Here is a 23,261-nt window from a genome sequence, read left to right on the forward strand (position 1 = left end):
CGGCAAACACGCCGGAGCCATCACCACTCACGCGGCTGACACCGGTCCAGGATGTCGTCCAGCTCAGCTGTCGCTTCGCGCTCGAGCAAAAACTGCGTCACCTCTTGCGACCACTCCGTGTCCGATACAATGCCGGCCCAGGCATGGGTTTTTGCCGAATGACAGGGACGATCATCGAAGTTGTTGATCAGCGCCTGGTTCAAGGTTTGTACATCAAATTCCGGATTCCTTTCGCTTTGCAGCATCAGGGAATTGAACACCCGCTGTTGAGTGTCGGGATTGGGTGTGAGGGGGTAGGTTTCAGTTGAACTCAAAACGATAAACGTCGGTTTGTCGCTTTCAGCCAGCGCGGCCTGCAATCGATAGTGACCGTCGATAATCACGTAAGAACACAACGCGCCGACATACCACAGCAAGACAGGAGGCAGGCTGTCCTCTCTCGCCTTCTTGCGCCACCACTTCATACGCCCTGCATATGGATCGACCGTGTGCAGACCGATCAGATTACCCAAATCCCAGTCGAGCCACTCCACCGGTCGTGGCTGAAGATTGTCGAGAATGCCGTCACCACGAGCTGACCATCTCGGTAAATGACTTGTCATCTCTTGCTCAGTCGTGAAATACCAGTTGCTCAGACCGTCGCCAGGTTGTTTTCGCACGGCCACAGGCATCATGGGCCGAGCCACCCAGTGTCCGGGATAAAGAAAGCCCGTCTGATGCTCCATCAATTGGTTGATGAAGTACCGGCTCCAGGCTTTCATTCGCTGCCCGGCGGGCAAATGACGGTGATGTTCGACTTGCGCCGAGTCGATGGCCGGAACGAGTGGCGACTCCCATTGCTTCGGCAACGGGTTGCGTACCAGCCAGGCACCGTAATACGAAGTCGCTATCGTTCCCCAAAGCAAAGGGGTCTCGTTGAACATCAGTTTCAGGCGAGCATTGTTGCCCGTCCGCAGATGCAGTTGTGGTTTGCCCTGAGGGGGGCCGCTGATCTCGATGCTCAACCCACCCCATTGTCCTTGCAGATCTTCAAGATCGCGCCAGAAGAATTGCTTCACGCCAGTCCCTTAAATGAAATTCCATGCGCAATTACAGCGTATTTCGATTGCACTCACTCAAAAAACTGAACAACACCTCCGTCACGAACTCCGGATTCTCCAGATTGGAGATATGCCCCGCCTCCGGCACCAGCACACACGGGCAGCCAATCAACTCAGCCATTTCCCGTGCTTCCGACGGCGGGCGTGGTTTGTCCTGATCGCCGCAAACCACCAGCGTGGTAGCCGCATTCAATTCGCCCAGACGCGGCAACAGATCATCACGGCCAAAGGTGATGCGCCCCATCGGCACGATGCTCTCGCGCAGGCGTTCAGCTGAATAGCCGGCCAGTTTTGCGCGGAAATCCTGATACAGCGCCGAATCCCGGTCGATGCCCGGACGGAAGAAGATCGGCACCACGATATCGAGCAGTTGCTCGGAGATGCCGCCGCTTTCCTCGATCTGTTTGAACAGCGAGAAGTAATACTGGCGGGTCGGCTCCGGCTCTACACCGACATAGGTGTCCATCAGCACCAGACCGTTGAGCCGCTGCGGTGCCGACAACGCGAGACGCACACCCCACATGCCGCCGACCGACAGCCCGACCAGCGTTACCCGGTCGATCTCCAGATGGTCGAGCAAGGCAAGTGCCTGGCGTGCAATGTCATCCAGCGATGTGGTGCCTTCAGGCAAACGCCCGGATTCACCATGGCCCCACAGATCCAGCGCAATCACCCGATAGTGCGGCGACAACGCGGCAATCTGCGGTGCCCACATGGCTTGGTCCCACAGGTAGCTGCCGGCCAGCAGCACCGCCGGGCCTGTGCCTTGATCAATGTAGTGAAGCGCTTGTCCGTCAACCTCGAAGAAAGCCATCGATTCACCTGCACGGTAAAAAAGAGAACCGGCAGACTGAGCTGCCGGTTCTCGATCGTCAACCCTGGAAATGTACGCGAATGTACAGGTTGAATTGTGTTGAACGAACTGACGCCATCGCTGGCAAACCAGCTCCCACAGGGTTTGCAGCGTGCAAATATCAAGTGTCCGCCGCAGGACCTGTGGGAGCTGGCTTGCCAGCGATGAGGCCAGCACAGGCACTAAAGATTACAGCCCCTCCAGCTCCGCCATCAGATCATTCAACCGATCCACCTTCTCCTCGGTAATGTCACTGGCCGCCAGCCCTTCAATGTATTCGGCCAGTTCCTCCACCGTGCTGCACTCGAACATGGCCCGCAGCGGCACATCCCGTTGCAGGGCTTTCTGCACCCGCGAGGCGATCTGTGTGGCAAGCAGCGAGTGGCCGCCGAGTTCGAAGAAGTTGTCGCGTACGCCGACTTTCTCGACCTTCAGCACCTCGGCCCAGATATCGGCCAGGGTTTGCTCCAGTTCGCTGCGCGGCGCCAGGTAATCCTGGCTCTGCAACTGGCCGATTTCCAGCGCCGGCAAGGCCTTGCGGTCGAGTTTGCCGTTGGCATTGAGCGGCAGACGGTCGAGCCACAACCAATGCAGCGGCACCATGTATTCCGGCAGTTCGGCGCGCAGGCGCTGCTTGATTCGTTCCAGTCGTTCACTAGGGTTCAGTGCGGAATCTGCGGCGACAAGGTAGCCGACCAGATGCTTGCCATTCACCCCTTCCTGCACACCGACCGCGCCATCGCGGACTTCCGGTTGTTCATGCAAACGCGCTTCGATTTCACCCAGCTCGATCCGGTAACCGCGAATCTTCACCTGATGGTCGACCCGGCCGACGTATTCCAGCACGCCGTCACTGCGGCGGCGCGCCAGGTCACCGGTGCGGTACAGACGCTCGCCCGGCGCACCGAACGGATTCGGCACGAACACCGGTGCGGTGCGCAATGGATCACTGACATAACCGCGACCGACACCGGTGCCCGCCACGCACAACTCGCCCACCGCACCCAGCGGCACCAGATCCAGTGCGCCATCGAGCAGGTACAGCAAGTTGTTGTCGGTCGGCGTACCGATCGGCAGATAACTGCCGCGAGTCGAAGCCATGTCGACGCGGAAGAACGCCACGTCGTCCGAGCATTCCGCCGGGCCATAGGCGTTGACCAGACCGATCTCCGGATAACGCAGCAGCCATTGGTGCGCCAGCTCCGGCGGCATCGCTTCACCGGTCGGCAGCATCCAGCGCAGACCATCAAGGCTCAAACGATCCGAAGCCAGCATGCCCTGAATCAGCGACGGCACACTTTCCAGCACAGTGATGCCCTGCTGTTGCACATGCACCAGCAAACCTTGCGGATCGTGGGCGATGGTGTTCGGCACGATGTCCACCCGCGCACCGAACAACGGCGCAGCGAGGAACTGCCAGACCGAAATGTCGAAGCTTTGCGACGCGGTCTGGGCGATCACATCGGCGTCGCTCAGGTTCAAGTAAGGCACCTTGCTCAACTGGTTGTTGAGCATGCCGCGCTGCTCGACCATCACGCCTTTCGGCAACCCGGTGGAACCCGAGGTGTAGATCACGTAGGCCAGGTTGTCCGGGCCGCTGAAGATGCCCGGATTCGCCAACGACACCGCGCCCGCCTGAACCTCTTCCCACACCAGCAGGCGTGGACGGTTGGCGCAGCTGAACTCATCCAGCAAAGCCTTCGCCTGCTCAAGACAAGCCTCGGTGCAAACCAGCACTGGCGTGCGGCTGAGCTCAATGATGCGTTGCAGACGCTGGCTCGGCAGGCCCGGATCCAGCGGCAGGTAACCGGCACCGGCCTTGAAGCTGCCGATGATCATGCCCAGCAGATCCAGATTGCGCTCGCCCAGCAGCGCCACCGGTTGATCCCTCTGCACCCCGGCCGCGACCAGTGCATGGCCGAGTCGGTTTGCGTTGACGTTCAGTTGCTCGTAGCTCAACTGTTGATCGAGACAACTGGCGACAATGCGTTGCGGATGTTGCACAACCTGCGCTTCGAACAGTTCGACGTAGCTCTGCTCCAGCGGATAGTCGTGCTCACTCTGGTTGCAACCGTGGAGCAGGAAATCCTGTTCCTCATGGCCCAGCAGCGGCAGGTCAGCCATGTCGCCATGAAAGCCGTCGACCAATGCCAGCAGTAGACGCTTGAACTCACCGAGCATGCGTTCGATGGTCGACTCGTCGAAATAACGCTGGTCGTAGGACAGGTGCAGACCGAGGTCGTCGCCGGGGTAGCAAACAGCAGTCAGCGGGAAGTTGGTGTGAGTACGGCCCGAATCCGACGTCGCGTTGAGGCTCTGCGCACGGTCCAGCACCGAGACTTCCACCGGGGCGTTTTCGAACACGAACAGGCTGTCGAACAGCGGCTGGCCTTTCGGCAGTTCGCTTTGTTCCTGGATGTTCACCAGCGGCAGGTATTCGTACTCGCGCAGTTGCATGTTGCTGTCGAGCAGACCGCTCAGCCACTGACGCACGCTGGCACGCTGATCGTCCGCCGGGATCTGCACCCGCAGCGCGATGCTGTTGATGAACAGGCCGACGGTGCGTTGCATCTCCGGCATTTCCACCGGGCGCCCGGCCACGGTCACGCCGAACAACACGTCGCGATCACCGCTCAGGCGGCGCAGCACCAGCGCCCACGCCGCCTGGGCGAAGGTGTTGATGGTCAGTTGATGGGCCTGGGCCAGCTCACGCAGACGGGCACCATCCTCGACATTCAGTCGGGTGTGGCGGTCGCCGACGATCATGCCGCCGCTTTCGCCGGCGTGTTCACGCAGGAACGGACGGTCGCTCGGGATCGGCGTGGTGCGCTCGAACCCTTGCAGGTTCTGCTGCCACCACTGACGCGCCTCGGCCAGGCTCTGGCGTTGCAGCCAGCCGATGTAATCGCGGTAGCGCGGTGGCACCGCCAATTGTGCTTCGCGACCTTCACCGAGAGCGGTGTAGATCTCGAAGAAATCGTTCATCAGCAGCGAGCGGCACCAGGCATCGATCAGGATGTGGTGGTTGCTCATCATGAACCAGTAACGCGCCGCGCCGACCTTGATCAGGCGCAGGTGGAACGGTGCCTGATTGAGCAGATCGAACCCGGCCTCGCGCTCGGTCTTGAGCAGCGCTTGCAGCTTCGGCTCCTGCTCGGCATCTGCGATGGCGCTCCAGTCCAGATATTCGATCGGCGTGCGACCCGGCGTATGAATCACTTGCAGCATGTCTTCGCCGACGTTCCAGCAGAACGACGCACGCAACGCTTCATGACGGGCGACCACAGCCTGCCACGCCTGGGCGAAGCGCTCGGGATCAAGTTCGCTATTGATGCGGTAGCGATCCTGCATGTAGTACAGACCGGTGCCCGGTTCGAGCAAGGTGTGCAGCAGCATGCCCTCCTGCATCGGCGTCAGCGGGTACACGTCTTCGATGTGCGCCGCCGGCACCGGCAGTGCGTCGAGTTGCGCCTGGGTCAGTTTCGCCAGCGGGAAGTCCGACGGCGTCAGACCACCGGCTTCGTCTTGCAGGCAATGTTCGATCAGGCTCTGCAACTCGCCGACGTAGGCATCGGCCAGCTCGTTGATGGTCTGCGCGTCGTAGCGTTCGGCGCTGAAGGTCCAGCGCAACAGCAGTTCCCCGCCGTACACCTGACTGTCGACGCTCAACTCGTTCGGCAATGGTGCATGCGGATCATGGGCCGCGCCGACCGATTCATCCAGCGGACGGAACAGCGCATCGCTGCCGAAACTCTGGTCGAACTGGCCGAGGTAGTTGAAGGTGATCGGCGCGTTCGGCAATGCCGCCATGCTTGCGCGGCTGGCGTCATCGGCCAGATAACGCAGCACGCCATAACCCAGGCCTTTGTGCGGCACGGCACGCAGTTGCTCCTTGATCGCCTTGATCGAAGCGCCCTGCCCGGCGGCTTCTTCGATGTTATGCGGGGTCAGACGCAGCGGATAAGCGCTGGTGAACCAGCCGACGGTGCGGGTCAGGTCGATCTCGTCGAACAGGGTTTCGCGGCCATGGCCTTCCAGTTGAATCAGTGCCGACGGCTGGCCGCTCCAGCGGCATAGCACGCGGGCCAGTGCGGTCAGCAACAGGTCGTTGACCTGCGTGCGATAGGCGCTCGGTGCCTGTTGCAGCAGTTGTTTGGTTTTTTCTGCATCCAGACGCGCGCTGACGGTTTGCGCGTGACGATTCTCGTGACCGCCCTCAGGACGCTCGCACGGCAAATCGGCAGTCGGACCGGCCAGTTGCGCCTGCCACCAGCTCAATTCTTCACGCAGGGATTCGCTGCCGGCATAAGCCTGCAAGCGCGCCGCCCAGTCCTTGAAGGCGCTGGTTTTGGCCGGCAGTTTCACCGACTGATCGGCGTCCAGTTGGCGATACACGGTTTGCAAATCATCGAGCAGAACGCGCCACGACACACCGTCGACCACCAGGTGATGAATCGCGATGAACAGCCGTTGCTGACCGTCCGGTCCATCCACCAGCACCGCACGCAGCAGTGGGCCTTGGGCAAGGTCGAGACTGCGCTGGGCGTCGGCGAACAGAGCCGCGCATTTGTCCATCGACTGCACGCGAACCTGCCACAGCACGGCGGCATCGGTGACCGGTTGATGGGTTACTTGCCATGTGCCGTTGGCCTCGGTGAAGCGCAGACGCAGGGCGTCATGCTGCTCGATCACGGCCAGCAACGCCTGTTCCAGACGATGCGGTTCAAGCACAACAGTCGGCTCCAGCAGCAACGCCTGGTTCCAGTGCTGACGCTCGGGAATCTCGGTGTCGAAGAACCAGTGCTGGATCGGGGTCAGACGCGATTCGCCGGACACCAGACCTTGCTCGGCGGTCACGGTTTCACTGCGGCTGGCAACAGCGGCCAGGGTCTGCACGGTCTGGTGCTGGAACAGATCACGCGGGCTGAAATGAATGCCTTGCTGACGCGCCCGGCTGACCACTTGAATCGACAGGATCGAGTCACCGCCCAGCTCGAAGAAGTTGTCGTTCAGACCGACCTGCTCGACGTTGAGCACTTCGCACCAGATCTGCGCCAGGGTCTGCTCCAGCTCGTTGCTTGGCGCCACGTAATCCTGACGATTGAGCTCCGGATCCGGTGCCGGCAAGGCGCGGCGGTCGAGCTTGCCGTTGGCGGTCAGCGGCATGCTCGCCAGCAGGATCAGATGGGTCGGCACCATGTAATCCGGCAGTTGCGTCTTCAGGTGTGCCTTGAGGGCTTCACGCAGTGCAGCCTGCTCGGCTTCGCTTCGCGAAGCGACCTCGGTCACGAGATAGCCGACCAGTTGTTTGCCGCTCGGCGCATCCAGCGCCAGCACCACCGCTTCACGAATCGAATCGTGATCGAGCAAGCGGGTTTCGATCTCGCCCAGTTCGATACGGAAGCCACGGATTTTCACCTGATGGTCGATCCGTCCCAGATACTCCACCAGACCGTCGGCACGCTGGCGCACCAGGTCACCGGTGCGGTACATGCGCCCGCCATCGGCGGCAAACGGGTCAGCGACAAAACGCTCGGCGCTGATGCCGGCGCGGTCGTGATAACCCTGGGCCAGACCGGCACCACCGACGAACAATTCACCCGTCGCACCTTGCGGCACCAGTGCCAGGTCGGCATCGAGAATGTAGGCCACGCGATCACCGATCACGCTGCCGATCGGCACGCTGCCGGCGCCCTCTTCCAACACTTCCGGCGCCAGACTGGCCAGCGGCATGACCACGGTTTCGGTCGGGCCATAGGCGTTGAAGAACAGGGTCGGCTTGAACGCTGCACGAATCCGCTGCAGGTGCTCGCCGGTCAGCGCTTCGCCACCGGTGATGATCATGCGCACTGGCAGGATGTCGTTTTGCGTGGCGAGGAACTGCGCCAACTGGCTGCCGTAGCTCGGGGTGAAACCGAGAATATTGATCCGATGTTCGCGAATCAGGCCGCAGATTTCTTCCGCGTCCCACTGACCTTGCGCACGCAGCACCACCTGCGCGCCGCTGAGCAGCGGTACCAACAGGCGCTCGGTGGCGGCGTCGAAGTTGATCGAATAGAAGTGCAGTTCGCAGTCGTCCGGACGCATGCCGAAGCGCTCGATCACCGCCTGGCAGTGCATGGCGATTTCGCCGTGGGACACCACCACGCCTTTCGGCTTGCCGGTGGAACCCGAGGTGTAGATCAGGTACGCCTGATGCTGCGGCAGGCTGATGAACGGAAGTTCGGTGGCCGGGTAATCGGCCAGCGCCACGCTGTCGTCTTCCAGGCACCAGCGCGCCACGTTCGACGGCAATTCGCCGAGGGCCTTGAACATCGCGCGGTCGCTGAGCAGCAGGCCGACGCGGCTGTCTTCGATCATGTAATGCAGACGGTCGAGCGGGTATTCCGGGTCCAGCGGCACATAGGCGCCGCCGGCCTTGAGGATCGCCAGCAGGCCGACGACCATTTCCAGCGAACGCTCCAGCGCCAGACCGACCCGCACTTGCGGACCGACACCGCGCTCGCGCAGCGCCCAGGCCAGACGATTGGCACGGGCGTCGAGCTCGGCGTAGCTCAGTGTCTGCCCGGCGAAGGTCAGGGCCGGTGCGTCCTTGCGCGCCAGCGCCTGTTCGGCGAAAAGGTGGTGGATGCATTGGTCGAGACGATGCTCGCCCGGCTCGACGCCGAGGCTGTCGAGCAATTGTTGTTGCTCCGGGGCGTCGAGCAGCGGCAGTTCGCTGAGGCGTTGCTGTGGGTCGGCGATCAACGCTTCCAGCAGATTGCGCCAGTGCTTGGCCATGCGAGCGATGGTCGGCTCGTCAAACAGGTCGGTGCTGTAAGTCAGGCAGCAACCGAGGCGATGGTCGAGGTCGGTGACTTCCAGGTTGAGGTCGAATTTGGTCGCCCGCGCATCGTTGGCCAGGTACTCGACAGTCATGCCGGCGAGCATGCGGCTCTGCTGGAATTCCCAGCGCTGCACGTTGCACATCACCTGGAACAGCGGGTTGTACGCGGCGCTGCGCGGTGGCTGCAACGCTTCAACCAGATGATCGAACGGCAGGTCCTGATGGGACTGGCCTTCGATCACGGTGTGACGCACTTGCTCGAACAACTCGCCGACCGACATCTGGCCGTCGAGCTGGCAACGCAGCACTTGAGTGTTGAGGAACGCACCGATCAAGCCTTCGCTTTCCGGACGGATACGGTTGGCCACCGGCGCGCCGATGCGCAGATCGGTCTGGCCGCTGTAGCGGTAAAGCAAGGTCGCGAGGGCAGCGGTCATGGTCATGAACAGGGTCAGACCGTTCTGCGCGTTGAACGCCCGGACCCGTGCGGCAAGGTCATAGCTCAGGTCGAAACGGAACAACTCGCCCTGGTGGCTTTGCACCGGCGGACGCGGACGGTCGCCCGGCAATTCCAGCAGCGGATGTTCGCGCCCCAGTTGCGCGGTCCAGTAGTCGAGCTGACGCTGACGCTCGCCGGACTCCAGCCAGTTGCGCTGCCACACACTGTAGTCGAGGTACTGCACCGGCAACGGTTCCAGCGGTGAATCGCGATCATCGACAAACGCTTCGTACAGCGCGCTGAGTTCCCGGGCGAAGATGTCCATCGCCCAGCCTTCGGTGACGATGTGGTGCAGGGTCAGGACGAAGTAATGCTCGTGCTCGGCGGTCTTGACCAGGCAGGCGCGCAGCAGCGGGCCGGTTTCCAGATCGAACGGCAGATGCGCTTCGTCGTCAGCCAGTTGCTGGACTTTTTGCTCGCGCACGTCGGCGGCGAGTTTTGAGAAATCCTTCCAGTCCATGCGCACGCCGGTCTCGGCATGCACCTGCTGACGGGCCACGCCATCGATGCTCGGGAACGTGGTGCGCAGGGTTTCGTGGCGCAGGATCAGCGCTTGCAGCGCCGACTCGAAACGCCCGACATCCAGCACGCCCCGCAGGCGCGCCATGCCGCCGACGTTGTACGCCGGGCTATCCGGCTCCATCTGCCAGAGGAACCACATGCGTTGCTGGGAATAGGACAGCGGCACCGGTTGACTGCGGTCGACCTTGTCGATCGGTGGCTGTTTGTTGGTGCGGCCGCTGGCCTGGATCTGGCGGATCTGCTCGGCGAAATCACCCAGTTCGCTGTGTTCAAACAAGGCACGTAGCGGCAGCTCCACGTCGCAGGCCTGACGGGTGCGGGAGATGATTTGCGTGGCCAGCAGCGAGTGACCACCAAGAGCGAAAAAGTCGTCGCGCAGGCCGACCTGTTTCAGGCCCAGCACTTCGCGCCAGATGGCTGCGATCTGTTGTTCCAGCTCGGTCACAGGCTCGACGTGTTCACGCACCTGCCACTGCGGCTCGGGCAAGGCGCGGCGGTCGAGTTTGCCGCTCGGGCTCAGGGGCATGGCGTCCAGACGCATCAGTTGTGCCGGGACCATGTATTCCGGCAGTTCGGCAGCCAGTGCGGTTTTCAGGCGAGCGGTTTGCGCGTCCTGATCTTCCTTGGTGTCGGTGGCGGTGAAGTAGCCGATCAGTTGCGGGCCGGCGACGGTTTCGCGCACCAGCACGGCGGCCTGAGCGACGCCGTCCTGAGCCAGCAGACGCGCTTCGATCTCTTCCGGCTCGACGCGGAAGCCGCGCAGTTTGACCTGCTGATCGAGACGGCCGAGGTATTCGATCACGCCATCGTGGGTCCAGCGTGCACGGTCACCGGTGCGGTACAGACGTGCGCCCTGCTCGCCCAGCGGATCGACCACAAAACGTTCGGCGGTCAGCGCCGGGCGACCGAGGTAACCACGGGCCAGGCCGATGCCGCTGATGCACAGCTCACCCGGCACACCGGCCGGCACTGGATTGAGATCGCTGTCGAGCACGCGGCAGACCACGTTGCCCAGCGGACGACCAATCGGCGAACGCTCGCCGTCGGCCACGCTGCAATGCCAGTGGGTGACGTTGATCGCGGTTTCGGTCGGGCCATAACGGTTGTGCAGTTGCACCGCCGGCAGTTGCGCCAAAACGCGATTGCGCAGTTCCGCCGGCAGCGCTTCACCGCCGGAGAACACGCGACGCAGGCTGGTGCACTCGGCGCTCAACGGCTCGTCGATGAACAGCGAAAGCAGCGGCGGCACGAAGTGCAACGTGGTCACGCCATATGCTTGAACAAGCTGCGCGATGCGATGCGGATCACGGTGCTCACCGGGGCCGGCGATCAGCAGGCGCGCGCCAGTGATCAGCGGCCAGAAGCATTCCCACACCGACACGTCGAAACTGATCGGCGCCTTTTGCATCAGCACATCGGTGTCGTTCAGGCGATAGGTGTCCTGCATCCATTGCAGACGTTCAGCCAGCGCCGCGTGAGTGTTGCCCACGCCTTTCGGCTGGCCGGTGGAACCGGAGGTGTAAATCACATAGGCGAGATTATCGCCGTGCAGGTGCAGGCCCGGTGTCTGGCTCGGCCAGTTCTCCAGGTGCAGGGTGTCCATGGCGATGACACTGACGCCTTCGCTGGCCGGCAAGCGGTCGAGCAATGCAGTCTGGGTCAGGAGCAATTCGACACCGCTGTCGCTGAGCATGTAGGCCAGGCGATCGGCCGGGTAATCCGGGTCCAGCGGCACGTAGGCGCCGCCGGCCTTGATGATCGCCAGCAGGCCGATCAGCAGTTGCGGCGAACGCTCGGCGGCAATGGCCACGCACACGTCCGGACCGACGCCTTTGTCGCGCAGGTAATGGGCCAGACGGTTGGCCTGGGCGTGCAGTTCGGCGAAGTCGAGACTACCGCCGTCCCATACCAGCGCGGTGCGATCAGGCGTCTGTCGTGCTTGTTCATTCAGCAATTCCGGCAACCATTGCTGCGCCGGGTTGCACGGGGCGATGCTCCACGCGTTTTGCTGAGTGTGTTCGGTGGCGGTCAGCAGCGGCAGGTCACCGATGGCCTGCTCCGGACGTTCGCAGACAGCCCGCAACAGGTTGCTGAAATGCTCGGCCAGACGCTCGATGGTCGCAGCATCGAACAACTCATCGGCGTAGTCGAACGACAGCGTCAGGCGACCATTGCGGTCTTCTTCGCTGTGCAGTTGCAGATCGAACTTGGCCTCGCGGCTGTGCCACGGCAGTTCTTCGGCGAGCAGGCCTGGCAGACGCTTGAGCGCGCTCAAGTCGCGTTGCTGATGGTTGAACATGACCTGGAACAGACCTTGTTCGCGGGCCTGCGGGAAGGCTTCGAGCAGTTGTTCGAACGGCAGGTCCTGATTGGCCTGGGCACCGAGCGCAGCCTGGCGGGTTTGCGCCAGCAGTTCGGTGAACGGCAGACGCGAATCGACGTCGGCGCGCAGCACTTGGGTGTTGATGAAGAAGCCGATCAGGCCCTGGGTTTCCAGACGCGGACGGTTGGCGTTGGGCACACCGATGCGAATGTCGCGCTGGCCGCTGTAGCGGTGCAGCAGGCTCTGGAACGCAGAGAGCAGCAGCATGAACGGTGTGGATTGATGGGTTTGGGCAGTCTGGCGAATGGCGTCGCTGAGGCTGATTCCCAGACGAACGCTGTGGCGTGCGGCGCTGTGCTTTTGCTTGGCAGAACGCGGATGGTCAGTCGCCAGTTCCAGCGTCGGATGCTCATCACCCAACTGGGATTTCCAGTACGCCAGTTGTCGCTCGCCCTCGCCTTGCGCCAGCCACTGGCGCTGCCAGCTGCCGTAGTCGGCGTATTGGGTGGGCAGCGGCGCGAGTTCGGCACGCTGGCCTTGGGACGCGGCGGCATACAGGCGCGAGAACTCGTCGATCAACACATTCAGCGACCAGCCGTCGGCGATGATGTGGTGCATCGTCACCAGCAGTTGGTGATCTTCGTCGTCAAGGCGAACCAGCGTCACCCACAGCAACGGGCCTTTCTCCAGATCGAACTGGGTGCGGGCTTCGTCTTCGCGGATCTGTTGTGCGCGGGCTTCACGCTCGCTGGCCGGCAGGTCGCTGATGTCGATCAGTTGCAGGTTGAATTCACCCGCCGCTTCGACCTGTTGCAGGGCCACGCCGTCGCGTTCGAAGAAGCGCGTCCGCAGGGATTCGTGGCGTTCGATCAGTTGCTGGAAACTGGCGCGCAGGGCGTCTTCGTCCAGTTCGCCGCGCAGACGCAAAGCACCGGGAATGTTGTAGGCGCTGCTGTGCGGATCGAGTTGCCAGGTGATCCACAGACGGTTTTGCGCCAGCGATTGCGGCAGTGCTTCGGTGCGCGACAGTGCGGTGATTTCGCCTTGGGCGCTGCCGCCGTCCTGTTGCTGTTGCGCCACGGCTGCGGCGAACGCGGACAGGGTCGGCGCTTCGAACAGCAGACGCAGGTTCAGCTCCAGGCCCAGCTCTTCACGGACCTTGGCGATCACCTGAGTCGCGGCAATCGAGTTGCCGCCGAGCAGGAAGAAGTGATCGTCGGCGTTGACCTGTTTGACGTTGAGTTGCTCGGCCCAGATTTTGCCAATCAGCGCTTCCAGCTCGGAGGCAGACGCGGTCGACTCGCTGGTTTCAGCTGTGGCCGACGGGAACACCGCGTAGCTGTCGAGGCTGCCGTCAGCCAGACGATTGCGGCAGGCCGAACGTTGCAGCTTGCCGCTGGAAGTCTTCGGCAATGCGCCCGGATTGAGCAGCACCACCACGCTCGGTGCTTCCTGATAGGCCTCGGCCACAGCTTGGCGGATGGCTTTGATCAGCGCTTCGGGCGGCAGAATCTTCTGCACGCTGCGGCTGATTTCCGCCGCGATGCCAATACCTTCTTCGCCGTTCTGATTGACCGCGAACGCGGCGACACGGCCCTTGCGCACCACCTCCACTTCGTTCTCGACTGTTTTCTCGATGTCCTGCGGATAGAGGTTGTGACCGCGCACGATCAGCATGTCTTTCAGGCGACCGGTGATGAACAGTTCGCCGTCGCGGATGAAGCCCAGGTCACCGGTGCGCAGCCAGGTCTGGCCGGCGTGCTGGACGAAAGTCTTGGCAGTCGCCTCCGGATTGCGCCAGTAGCCGAGGGCGATGCTCGGGCCGGTGGCCCAGACTTCACCGACGGCGTTGTCGGCCAGTTCTTCGAGGCTGCCCGGCTCGACGATCAGCACCGCATGATCGGGCTGACTGATGCCGCAACTCATGATCGGGCTGCCCTCGCCCGCTTCGGCACGGTTCTGTGCCAGGGCTTGATCGTCCACGTGCAGCGCAGGAATGCCGGTGCCGCGCGGTGTGCCGGCGACGAACAGGGTCGCTTCCGCCAGACCGTAGGACGCCATGAAGCTGCTTTCGCTGAAACCGCACGGGGTGAATTTTTCGGCGAAGCGTTCGAGGGTGTCGAGACGGATCGGCTCGGAGCCGGAATAGGCCACGCGCCAGCGGCTCAGGTCGAGACGCTCCAGCGCTGACTCGCTGACCCGCTCGCTGCACAGTCGATACGCAAAATCCGGCCCGCCGCTGATGGTGCCGCCGTATTGGCTGATCGCTTCGAGCCAGCGCAATGGCCGGCCGAGGAAGTACGCCGGCGACATCAGGATGCACGGCACGCCGCTGAAGATTGGTTGCAGCAGACCGCCGATCAGCCCCATGTCGTGGTACAGCGGCAGCCAGCTGACGATTACGTCGTCGGGGTTCACGTCGATGCCGAAACCGTGGCGGATCAACAGCTCATTGGCCACCAGGTTGCCGTGGCTGACCTGCACGCCTTTGGGCAGCGCGGTTGAGCCGGAGGTGTATTGCAGAAAGGCGATGTGGTCTTGCGGCAAGGTCGGTTCGACCCAACGCTCGGCCAGCGCATTGTCGAGGATGTCGACGCACAGCAGCGGCGGCGCGCCTTCGATTTGCTGCAAGGCGTCACGCAGGTCGGCGCTGGTCAGCAGCAATCGCGGCTCGGCGTCGGCAATGATCGACAGCAGGCGCTCTTGATGGTGACGTTTGGCCGACTCCGGCGGATAGGCCGGCACCGCGATCACGCCCGCGTACAGGCAACCGAAAAACGCCGCGACGTAATCCGGGCCACTCGGGAACAGCAGCACGGCGCGATCGCCAAATCCGGCCTCCGCCTGCAACGCCGCAGCGATGGTGCGGGCGCGCTGATCGAGTTCGCGGTAACTGAGCACCACAGCCTGTTCCTCGGTTTCAGCGAGAAAGCGCAAGGCCAGCCGATCCGGCGTCAGGGCCGCGCGTTGCTGGAGGGCTTGGACCAGGGTGCTGGGGAGTTCGAACGCGTCGGTCATGAGGTTTCCTGCCTGAATTCGGCTTGCTGGTGGAATCGGGTTGGCTGCGGCACGCCCATGAGAGGCATGCGGGGCACGGTCTTCGCCGACCGTGCAAGGCATTGGAATGCGGTAGGTCCGGGGCTGCGTACCCGGATCCATTCACCAATGAGAACGGATGACGTCTTGAAATAATTAGTCGGCAGGCTGGATCGCCAATGGGGCTGGGCGCATGGACGAGTGCGGCGGCGTGTCGCAGTTCTCAGATCGCACCGTTATGGATCATTAGTTCTCTTTCTCAATTGACAATCATTATCATTCAACATAATTTGTCGCTCGATGTGTAGGACGGCCCCGTCCCCCAGGCGTCCCACTAACCTATTGGCAGCAAGGTGATTTCCATGACGGAACAAGTATCCACAAGCAGGTGCGATTCACCGCTACTTCAGGCATTCGTCGACAATCGACTGATTCTGGTCAAGATTGCAGCCCGCATTACCGGCTGCCGTTCACGCGCCGAAGATGTGGTGCAGGATGCGTTCTTCCGACTGCAGTCGGCGCCGCCGATCACGTCGTCGATCAAGGCCCAGCTGAGTTATCTGTTCCAGATCGTGCGCAATCTGGCCATCGATCACTACCGCAAACAGGCGCTGGAGCAGAAGTACGCCGGCCCCGAGGAGGAAGGGTTGAACGTGGTCATTCAGGGCGCTTCGCCGGAAACCTCACACATCAACTTCTCGACCCTGGAACACATCGCCGACGCGCTGACCGAGCTGCCGGTCCGCACCCGCTATGCGTTCGAGATGTACCGTTTGCACGGTGTGCCGCAAAAGGACATCGCCAAGGAACTCGGCGTTTCGCCGACCCTGGTCAACTTCATGATTCGTGATGCGCTGGTGCACTGCCGCAAGGTGTCGGGCAGCCGCGCTGATGCAGTGTCGGCAAACCGTCGCTGACAGCACACCGCCCAAAAAAAGATCGCAGCCTTCGTCGAAGGGCTGCGATCTTTTTTGTTTTCAGCAAAATGTCACACCAGCGTGCACCGGTCGAAGAACCGCTCGCGCCCCAGGATCATCAGCGCCGCGCGCTTGTGCGGGAAATCGAATTCCTTTTCGCAGTGGAAGCACTGATTGTGCATGTGGCCGATCATCTTCGCGTTGTCGGCACGCGGCTCGGCGACGACGCGCTGCGTACGAGGATCATCCAGAAACAGGTAATGCACCAGCGCCGAAAGCCAGCTCGCCACTTTGTGCGGGCCGCGATGGTCTTCCTCACCGACCAGCATGTGAATGCCACGATCGTAATCATCGGCATCGTAGAACGGCGCGATGCGATCTTCCTTGGCCCAGTAGGCTTCGAAGTAAGCGAACGGCTGATCGTCGAAACACCCGATCAGCGTCAGAGTGTGCGGATCGGCGTCGAGCTTGCTCAGGTACTCGCGATGCTGTTCGAGGCTGCCCTCTTCCTGCCAGAAACTGGCGACTCGCGGACTGTTCTGCCAGCGATTGAAACGCGCAAGATCCTGCTCGATCTCGACCGTTCGCAGGGAAATCCATGCACCTAGGCGCGCATCGAAACGTCGATAGACCTCACCCCGCGGTTTGACCGGGCGCAGCGGATGGCGCTTGCCGTTGCTGATGACCATCTGCTGCGGGTAGCTGCCGGTCAATGAGGTACCCAACCAAGGCTGCGGCAGTTGCCAGAACAACGTGCGCTCGCAGCGGTATTCACCCGCCACGTCGGTGCTCACTAGCAAGCCGCTGAGCAAGGCTTCGGTCGGCGGCTGATCCAGTTGCCAGATCAATTGCTGACGTGCCGGATCCCGGGCGAACAGCCAATAACAGGCCGCCCACAGCGCCTGGCCTGGCGGCAGCGCATAACGTTCATCGATCTGGATCGGCCCCTGCTCTTCACGATCGAGGCGCAGGCGAATCAGCGGTTGCCCGTCCAGGCTGAGGCTCAGACGGCTTTCGGTGGCATCGGCTATCAGTTGACTGCCCGAAGGCAAGGCCAGGGCAGTCAGGTCATTCAGATTGGACATGGGTCGGGCTCACGATAATCGTCGACAGTTCAACGATGGGACGTGAGCCGAAGCGGGAAATTTAGGCCATGCGGGAAAAACCGCAGGTCATGGGCGAGGCACAGGCACCACGGCAATCTTGTACGGATCGAAGATCTTCAGCATCTGGCCGTTGTCGCGCAGCCCTTGCAGCAGTTTGCCGAATGCTTCGCCGGTGATCGGCGCTTTCGGGCTTAGAATCGCGTAATGGTGGTAGATCTGGTCAATACGTTGCGACACCAGCAATTCGTCACGCACTTTTTCGTTGCGCAGCAGGTAATCGAACAGATAGGAGCGAGTCACCAGTGCAATGTCCGCCCGACCGCGCAGTACCATCAACAGGTTGCTGTCGTGGGAGTAGGTCAGTGTCGCGTTGTAAGTTTCAGCGAGGTACTTGGGGTCGGCATTGAAGTTGGCGAATTCGTAGTGATAGCCGCTGTACAGTGCCAGCCGTTTGCCCTTGAGATCGGCGAAGTAATTCTGCTGGCGACCGGGTTCTTTCTGCGCGACGAAAATCTCTGCGTCTTCCAGCCCCATGTCGACCGTGGTGTGGGGAATGTCTTTCCAGCCCCAGTCCGGGTTCTCGAAGATCGCCATGTCCGTGCGACCTTCCTTGAAATCGCCGAACCGCCGCGGAATCGAGGTGGGGACAAGCTCGAAACGATAGTCGCTCTGCGAGTGGTTCAATGCCTCGACCAGTTCCGGCAGCAGACCGGTGTCGGCGCCGTTTTCCGGGCGAATGGTATAAGGCGGAAAATGCGCCGCGCCCACCCGAACCACTTGCACCGCCTGAGCGGGCAATACCCATAGTGCAGCCAGCGCTGCGAGCATCAGCCCCGCGGCCGTCCGATCTGGCAAAGACTTCAAAACACCCCACTCCCCGAAAAAAGTACCGTTGCATGCATTCAAGCTAGGCGGTTTCGCCCAGTTAGCCAGTTTCCCGGGCCGATAGAAAGCGATTAGCGCTCTTCGAGCACCAGAATCAACGCCTCTTCAGCCAGTTGATCGAGGCTCAGACTGCCGCCGGCGCGGAACCAGGTGGTGGTCCAGGACAATGCGCCCGTGAGAAAACGTCGGGTAATGAACACATCGCCGCGAATGAACCCCGCTTCTTTGGCTTCGCCCAGCACTTGCAGCCAGATGTCCTCATAGATGTCACGCAACGCCAGCACCCTGGCCTGACCGTCTTCGGACAGCGAGCGCCATTCGTACACCAGCACCGCCATCGCTTCGCCGCTGCCGCCCATGATCGACTGCAATTCGCAGCGGATCAGCGCCAGCACCCGCTCGCGCACCTTGGCCGCATCGGCCAGGGCCGCGCGCATCAGCGCGGTGTTGTAGCGGATGGTTTCTTCCATCACTGCACGCAGGATTTCATCCTTGCTCTTGAAGTGATGAAAGATGCTGCCCGACTGAATGCCCACGGCGCCGGCCAGGTCGCGCACCGTGGTGCGTTCGTAGCCCTTGTTGCGAAACAGGTGGGCCGCCACTTGCAGCAATTTGCCGCGAGCGCTGTCCGGGTCGGTCAACTGGCCTTCGTCGACCAGTTCGCGCATCACCTTCAGGGCTTTTTGCTCGTCCACCCGTTCTCTCCTACAGTCGTTCAGTCGTCTGCCGCCCTGAAACCGCAGGGTTGCGCGGGCAATTTAAGCCGCCGGCCGCGACCAAGCAAGCGCTTGGGCAGAAGATAATTTCGCCTGTTTACAAACCAAGCGCTTGCTTGGTAGCCTCGATACACTTCTGTCACAGGTTGCTGAGTCGGAGATGAAAATGCCCACCACGGTTCGCATCGGATGCGCCAGCGCATTCTGGGGAGACACCTCGACCGCCGCCGCGCAGCTTGTGGCCGGAGGACAGCTGGATTATCTGGTGTTCGACTACCTGGCCGAGATCACCATGTCGATCATGGCCGGCGCCCGCATGAAGGACCCGCAGGCCGGGTTTGCCGGCGATTTCATCGAAGTCCTCACGCCTCTGCTGCCACAACTGGCGGTACAGAAAATTCGCGTCATCAGCAATGCCGGCGGGGTCAATCCACAGGCCTGCGCCGCCGCGCTGCAAGCGGCCTGCGACAAGGCCGGTGTGGCGCTGAAAATCGCCGTGCTGTCGGGCGATGACCTGCAACCGCAATTCAAACAACTCGCCACCCAAGGCATCACGGAAATGTTCAGCGGCGCCCCGCTGCCGCCGATGTGCGTGTCGACCAACGCCTACCTCGGCGCCCCGGGCATCGTCGAAGCCCTGCGTCTGGGCGCCGACATCGTCATCACCGGTCGCGTGGTCGACAGCGCGGTGGTCAGCGCAGCGCTGGTGCATGAATTCGGCTGGTCGTGGCACGACTACGACAAACTCGCCCAGGCCGCATTGGCCGGGCACATCATCGAATGCGGCGCGCAGTGCACCGGCGGCAATTTCACCGATTGGCGCGACGTGCCGGATTACGAACACATCGGTTTCCCGATCGTCGAAGTCAGCACCGACGGCCAGTTCATCGTCAGCAAACCCGAAGGCTCAGGCGGACTGGTCGCGCCGCTGACCGTCGGCGAACAGATGCTCTACGAAATCGGCGATCCGCAGGCCTATCTGTTGCCCGATGTGGTCTGCGATTTCAGCCAGGTCAAACTCCAGCAACAAGGCAAAAACACAGTTCGGGTCCACGGTGCGAAAGGCCTGCCACCCAGCGACAAATACAAGGTCAGCGCGACATACCCGGACGGCTTCCGTTGCACCGCCAGTTGCCTGATCGCCGGTATCGATGCGGTGGAAAAAGCCCGGCGCGTCAGTCAGGCGATCATCGACAAGACCTCGGAAATGCTCGGCCAGAAAGGCCTCGGGCCTTACACCGAAACCCATATCGAACTGCTCGGCAGCGAAGCCACCTACGGCCCCCACGGCCAGCGCCGGGACAGCCGCGAAGTGGTGATCAAACTCGCCGTGCGCCACCCGAACAAACAGGCCCTGGTCCTGTTCTCCCGGGAAATCGCCCAGGCCGCCACCGGCATGGCGCCGGGCCTGACCGGCATCGTCGGCGGACGGCCGACGGTTTATCCGCTGATCCGGCTGTTCTCGTTCCTGATCGACAAAAGCGCCTGCAGCTTGCAGATCGACATCGACGGCGAGCGTCACCCGTTTGCCCTGCCCGCCTCGGCCACACTCGACAGTCAGGATCTTCCCCTGCCCCACGAAACGCCCAAACCTCAGGGCCGCGCCGACGCCAGCGTAGCGCTGGTAAAACTGGCGGTGGCGCGCTCCGGCGACAAGGGCAATCACAGCAACGTCGGTGTGATGCCGCGTCGCCCGGAATACCTGCCGTGGATCGCCGAAGCGCTGACCCCGGCGGTGGTGGTCGACTGGATGAGTCATGTCCTCGACCCGATTCATGGCCGGGTCGAACGCTGGTATCTGCCGGGTACTCACAGCCTGAATTTCCTGCTGGAAAACGCCCTCGGTGGCGGTGGTGTAGCGAGCCTGCGCATCGACCCGCAGGGCAAAGCCTTCGCCCAGCAATTGCTGGAAATCCAGATACCGGTGCCGCAGAGCATCGCCGAACAGTTCGACTAGAGGATTGGCACCATGGCGTATGAATCGATTTTCAGGACCGATCTGTTCAGCGGCCAGACGGTGATCGTTACCGGTGGCGGCAGCGGCATCGGACGTTGCACCGCCCATGAACTGGCAGCGCTCGGGGCGACCGTGGTGCTGGTCGGACGCAAGCCGGAAAAGCTGCAAGCTGTCGCCGCCGAAATTGCCGAAGACGGCGGTCGAGCGCACTGGAAGGCTTGCGATATTCGCGACGAAGACGCGGTGAAAGCGCTGGTCAGCGAGCTGATCCGCGAACACGGGCCGATCCACGGACTGGTCAACAATGCCGGCGGCCAGTACCCGTCGCCATTGGCCTCGATCAATCAGAAAGGCTTCGAAACCGTGCTGCGCACCAATCTGGTCGGCGGTTTTTTGATGGCCAGGGAAGTGTTCAACCAGTCGATGAGCAAACACGGCGGCAGCATCGTCAACATGCTCGCCGACATGTGGGGCGGCATGCCCGGTATGGGCCACTCCGGCGCTGCGCGTTCGGGCATGGACAACTTCACCAAGACCGCGGCGTTCGAATGGGGTTATGCCGGCGTTCGGGTGAATGCGGTGGCGCCGGGCTGGATCGCTTCCAGCGGCATGGACACCTATGAAGGCGCGTTCAAGGCCGTGATCCCGACCTTGCGCGAACACGTGCCGCTCAAGCGCATCGGCACCGAATCGGAGGTCAGCGCCGCGATTGTATTTCTGCTGAGCCCGGCTGCCGCATTTATCAGCGGCAGCACCTTGCGCATCGACGGCGCTGCCAGCCTGGGCAGTCGCGCATGGCCGTTGCACAAGACGACCCACAACGAATCCTTCAACGGCTTCCACCGGGCCTATATGCCAGACGTCTTGAAGGACAAGGAGTAAGCCATGCCGGTCATTCAATCCCAGCTCGACCCGCACAGCGAAGCCTTCGCTCGCAACCGCGCGGCGATGCTCACCGCCATCGAGCAAGTCCAGCAGCTCGAACAGAACCTGCTGAACAAGGCTGCCGAAGCCAAACCGAAATTCGACAAGCGCGGACAATTGCTGCCCCGTGAACGCCTGAACCTGCTGCTCGACCCCGGCGCGCCGTTCCTCGAACTGGCGAGCCTGGCCGGCTACAAACTCCACGACGACAAGGACGGCAGCTCCGCCGGTGGCGGCTTGATCGCCGGTATCGGTTACGTGTCCGGTGTGCGCGCCTTGATCGTGGCGAACAACAGCGCGATCAAGGGCGGGACGATTTCCCCTTCGGGCCTGAAAAAGTCCCTGCGCCTTCAACAGATCGCCCAGGAAAATAAACTGCCGGTGATCACCCTCGCCGAGAGCGGCGGCGCCAACCTCAATTACGCAGCGGAGATTTTCGTCGAAGGCGCACGCAGCTTTGCCAATCAGGCGCGGATGTCGGCTATGGGTCTGCCGCAGATCACTGTGGTGCACGGCTCGGCCACCGCCGGCGGTGCATATCAGCCGGGGCTGTCGGATTACGTGGTGGTGGTGCGCGGCAAGGCCAAGCTGTTTCTTGCCGGCCCGCCGTTGCTTAAAGCGGCGACCGGTGAAGTCGCCACCGACGAAGAACTGGGCGGCGCCGAGATGCACGCGCAAGTCGCCGGCACCGCCGAGTACCTGGCCGAAAACGATGCCGACGGTGTGCGTCAGGTGCGGGAAATCGTCAGCCTGCTGAACTGGAACGAGCAGCTCCCATGGCTGCCCGAGCCGCAATTCAAAGAGCCGCTGTACCCCATCGACGAACTGCTCGGCCTGATCCCGGACGACCCGAAAAAGCCCTACGACGTACGCGAAATCATCGCGCGGATCGCCGATGAGTCGCGCTTCCTGGAGTTCAAGGGAGAGTTCGATCAGCAGACCGTTTGCGGTCACCTGAAAATTCAGGGCCGCGCCTGCGGCTTCATCGGCAACAACGGCCCGATCACTCCGAATGGTGCGAGCAAGGCGGCGCAGTTCATTCAGCTGTGCGACCAGAGCCAGACGCCGCTGCTGTTTTTCCACAACACCACCGGGTTCATGGTCGGCACCGAATCAGAACAGCTCGGCGTGATCAAGCACGGCTCGAAACTGATCCAGGCCGTGGCCAATGCGCGGGTGCCGAAACTGACGATCGTGGTCGGTGGCTCCTATGGTGCGGGCAACTACGCGATGTGCGGACGCGGGCTCGATCCGCGCTTCATCTTCGCCTGGCCCAACAGCCGCACCGCGGTGATGGGTGGCGCCCAGGCAGGCAAAGTGTTGCGCATCGTCACCGAAGCCAAACAGTTGAAGGACGGCCTGGTGCCCGACCCGAAAATGCTCGACATGCTGGAACAGGTCACCGCGCAGAAACTCGACAGCCAGTCCACCGCCCTCTACGGCAGCGCCAACCTGTGGGACGACGGGCTGATCGATCCGCGCGACACCCGCACCCTGCTCGGCTACCTGCTGGACATCTGCCACGAAGCCGGCATCCGCACGCTGGCCCCCAACAGCTTCGGCGTCAGCCGCTTCTGACCGCCTCGGACCTCAAGGA

At 62.2% G+C, this 23,261-nt stretch carries 10 protein-coding genes; 4 read left to right on the top strand and 6 right to left on the bottom strand.

Annotated features, from left to right (window positions below; all coding sequences use genetic code 11):
* Positions 1 to 20 precede the first annotated feature (20 nt).
* The 3 genes from DLD99_RS19785 to DLD99_RS19800 form a co-directional block, all read right to left on the bottom strand.
* A complete protein-coding gene (locus DLD99_RS19785) occupies positions 21 to 1,058 on the bottom strand; it encodes a hypothetical protein (protein WP_208647499.1) in 1,038 nt (345 codons plus the stop codon).
* Between the two features lie 31 nt (positions 1,059 to 1,089).
* On the bottom strand, positions 1,090 to 1,914 hold the full coding sequence (locus DLD99_RS19790) for an alpha/beta fold hydrolase (protein ID WP_114884493.1): 825 nt from the start codon (positions 1,912 to 1,914) through the stop codon (positions 1,090 to 1,092).
* A 228-nt stretch (positions 1,915 to 2,142) separates the two neighbouring features.
* On the bottom strand, positions 2,143 to 15,141 hold the full coding sequence (locus DLD99_RS19800; RefSeq protein WP_114884497.1) for a non-ribosomal peptide synthetase: 12,999 nt from the start codon (positions 15,139 to 15,141) through the stop codon (positions 2,143 to 2,145).
* 380 nt (positions 15,142 to 15,521) lie between these two features.
* On the opposite strand from DLD99_RS19800, the gene DLD99_RS19805 reads away from it, so the two are divergent.
* Positions 15,522 to 16,076 (top strand): RNA polymerase factor sigma-70, encoded by a 555-nt coding sequence (locus DLD99_RS19805; protein WP_007955779.1) that lies wholly within the window; start codon positions 15,522 to 15,524, stop codon positions 16,074 to 16,076.
* 71 nt (positions 16,077 to 16,147) lie between these two features.
* Here DLD99_RS19805 and DLD99_RS19810 read toward each other — a convergent pair whose 3' ends face one another.
* The 3 genes from DLD99_RS19810 to DLD99_RS19820 all read right to left on the bottom strand — a co-directional run bounded on the left by DLD99_RS19810 (position 16,148) and on the right by DLD99_RS19820 (position 18,762).
* On the bottom strand, positions 16,148 to 17,161 hold the full coding sequence (locus DLD99_RS19810) for a GNAT family N-acetyltransferase (protein ID WP_114884499.1): 1,014 nt from the start codon (positions 17,159 to 17,161) through the stop codon (positions 16,148 to 16,150).
* Positions 17,162 to 17,248: 87 nt separating this feature from the next.
* Positions 17,249 to 18,046 carry a substrate-binding periplasmic protein gene (locus DLD99_RS19815; RefSeq protein WP_114884501.1) on the bottom strand — a complete coding sequence of 266 codons (798 nt, stop codon included), beginning with the start codon at positions 18,044 to 18,046 and terminating at the stop codon, positions 17,249 to 17,251.
* Between the two features lie 92 nt (positions 18,047 to 18,138).
* Positions 18,139 to 18,762, bottom strand: a complete 624-nt coding sequence (locus tag DLD99_RS19820; protein ID WP_114884503.1) for a TetR/AcrR family transcriptional regulator — start codon at positions 18,760 to 18,762, stop codon at positions 18,139 to 18,141.
* 187 nt (positions 18,763 to 18,949) lie between these two features.
* On the opposite strand from DLD99_RS19820, the gene DLD99_RS19825 reads away from it, so the two are divergent.
* Genes DLD99_RS19825 through atuC form a run of 3 tightly spaced genes read left to right on the top strand, consistent with a single transcriptional unit; the run spans position 18,950 to position 23,242 of the window.
* Positions 18,950 to 20,740 carry an acyclic terpene utilization AtuA family protein gene (locus DLD99_RS19825; protein ID WP_114886754.1) on the top strand — a complete coding sequence of 597 codons (1,791 nt, stop codon included), beginning with the start codon at positions 18,950 to 18,952 and terminating at the stop codon, positions 20,738 to 20,740.
* A gap of 12 nt (positions 20,741 to 20,752) precedes the next feature.
* On the top strand, positions 20,753 to 21,622 hold the full coding sequence (locus DLD99_RS19830) for an SDR family oxidoreductase (RefSeq protein ID WP_114884505.1): 870 nt from the start codon (positions 20,753 to 20,755) through the stop codon (positions 21,620 to 21,622).
* A gap of 3 nt (positions 21,623 to 21,625) precedes the next feature.
* Positions 21,626 to 23,242, top strand: a complete 1,617-nt coding sequence (atuC, locus tag DLD99_RS19835; protein WP_114884506.1) for a geranyl-CoA carboxylase subunit beta — start codon at positions 21,626 to 21,628, stop codon at positions 23,240 to 23,242.
* Positions 23,243 to 23,261: the final 19 nt, after the last annotated feature.

Source organism: Pseudomonas kribbensis (assembly GCF_003352185.1).
GTDB lineage: Bacteria > Pseudomonadota > Gammaproteobacteria > Pseudomonadales > Pseudomonadaceae > Aquipseudomonas > Aquipseudomonas kribbensis.

Bases quoted from the DNA above. Each gene is read 5' to 3' on its own strand.
- DLD99_RS19790 (WP_114884493.1), bottom strand. From the start codon at position 1,914: ATGGCTTTCTTCGAGGTTGACGGACAAGCGCTTCACTACATTGATCAA.
- DLD99_RS19800 (WP_114884497.1), bottom strand. From the start codon at position 15,141: ATGACCGACGCGTTCGAACTCCCCAGCACCCTGGTCCAAGCCCTCCAG.
- DLD99_RS19805 (WP_007955779.1), top strand. From the start codon at position 15,522: ATGACGGAACAAGTATCCACAAGCAGGTGCGATTCACCGCTACTTCAG.
- DLD99_RS19810 (WP_114884499.1), bottom strand. From the start codon at position 17,161: ATGTCCAATCTGAATGACCTGACTGCCCTGGCCTTGCCTTCGGGCAGT.
- DLD99_RS19825 (WP_114886754.1), top strand. From the start codon at position 18,950: ATGCCCACCACGGTTCGCATCGGATGCGCCAGCGCATTCTGGGGAGAC.
- DLD99_RS19830 (WP_114884505.1), top strand. From the start codon at position 20,753: ATGGCGTATGAATCGATTTTCAGGACCGATCTGTTCAGCGGCCAGACG.
- atuC (WP_114884506.1), top strand. From the start codon at position 21,626: ATGCCGGTCATTCAATCCCAGCTCGACCCGCACAGCGAAGCCTTCGCT.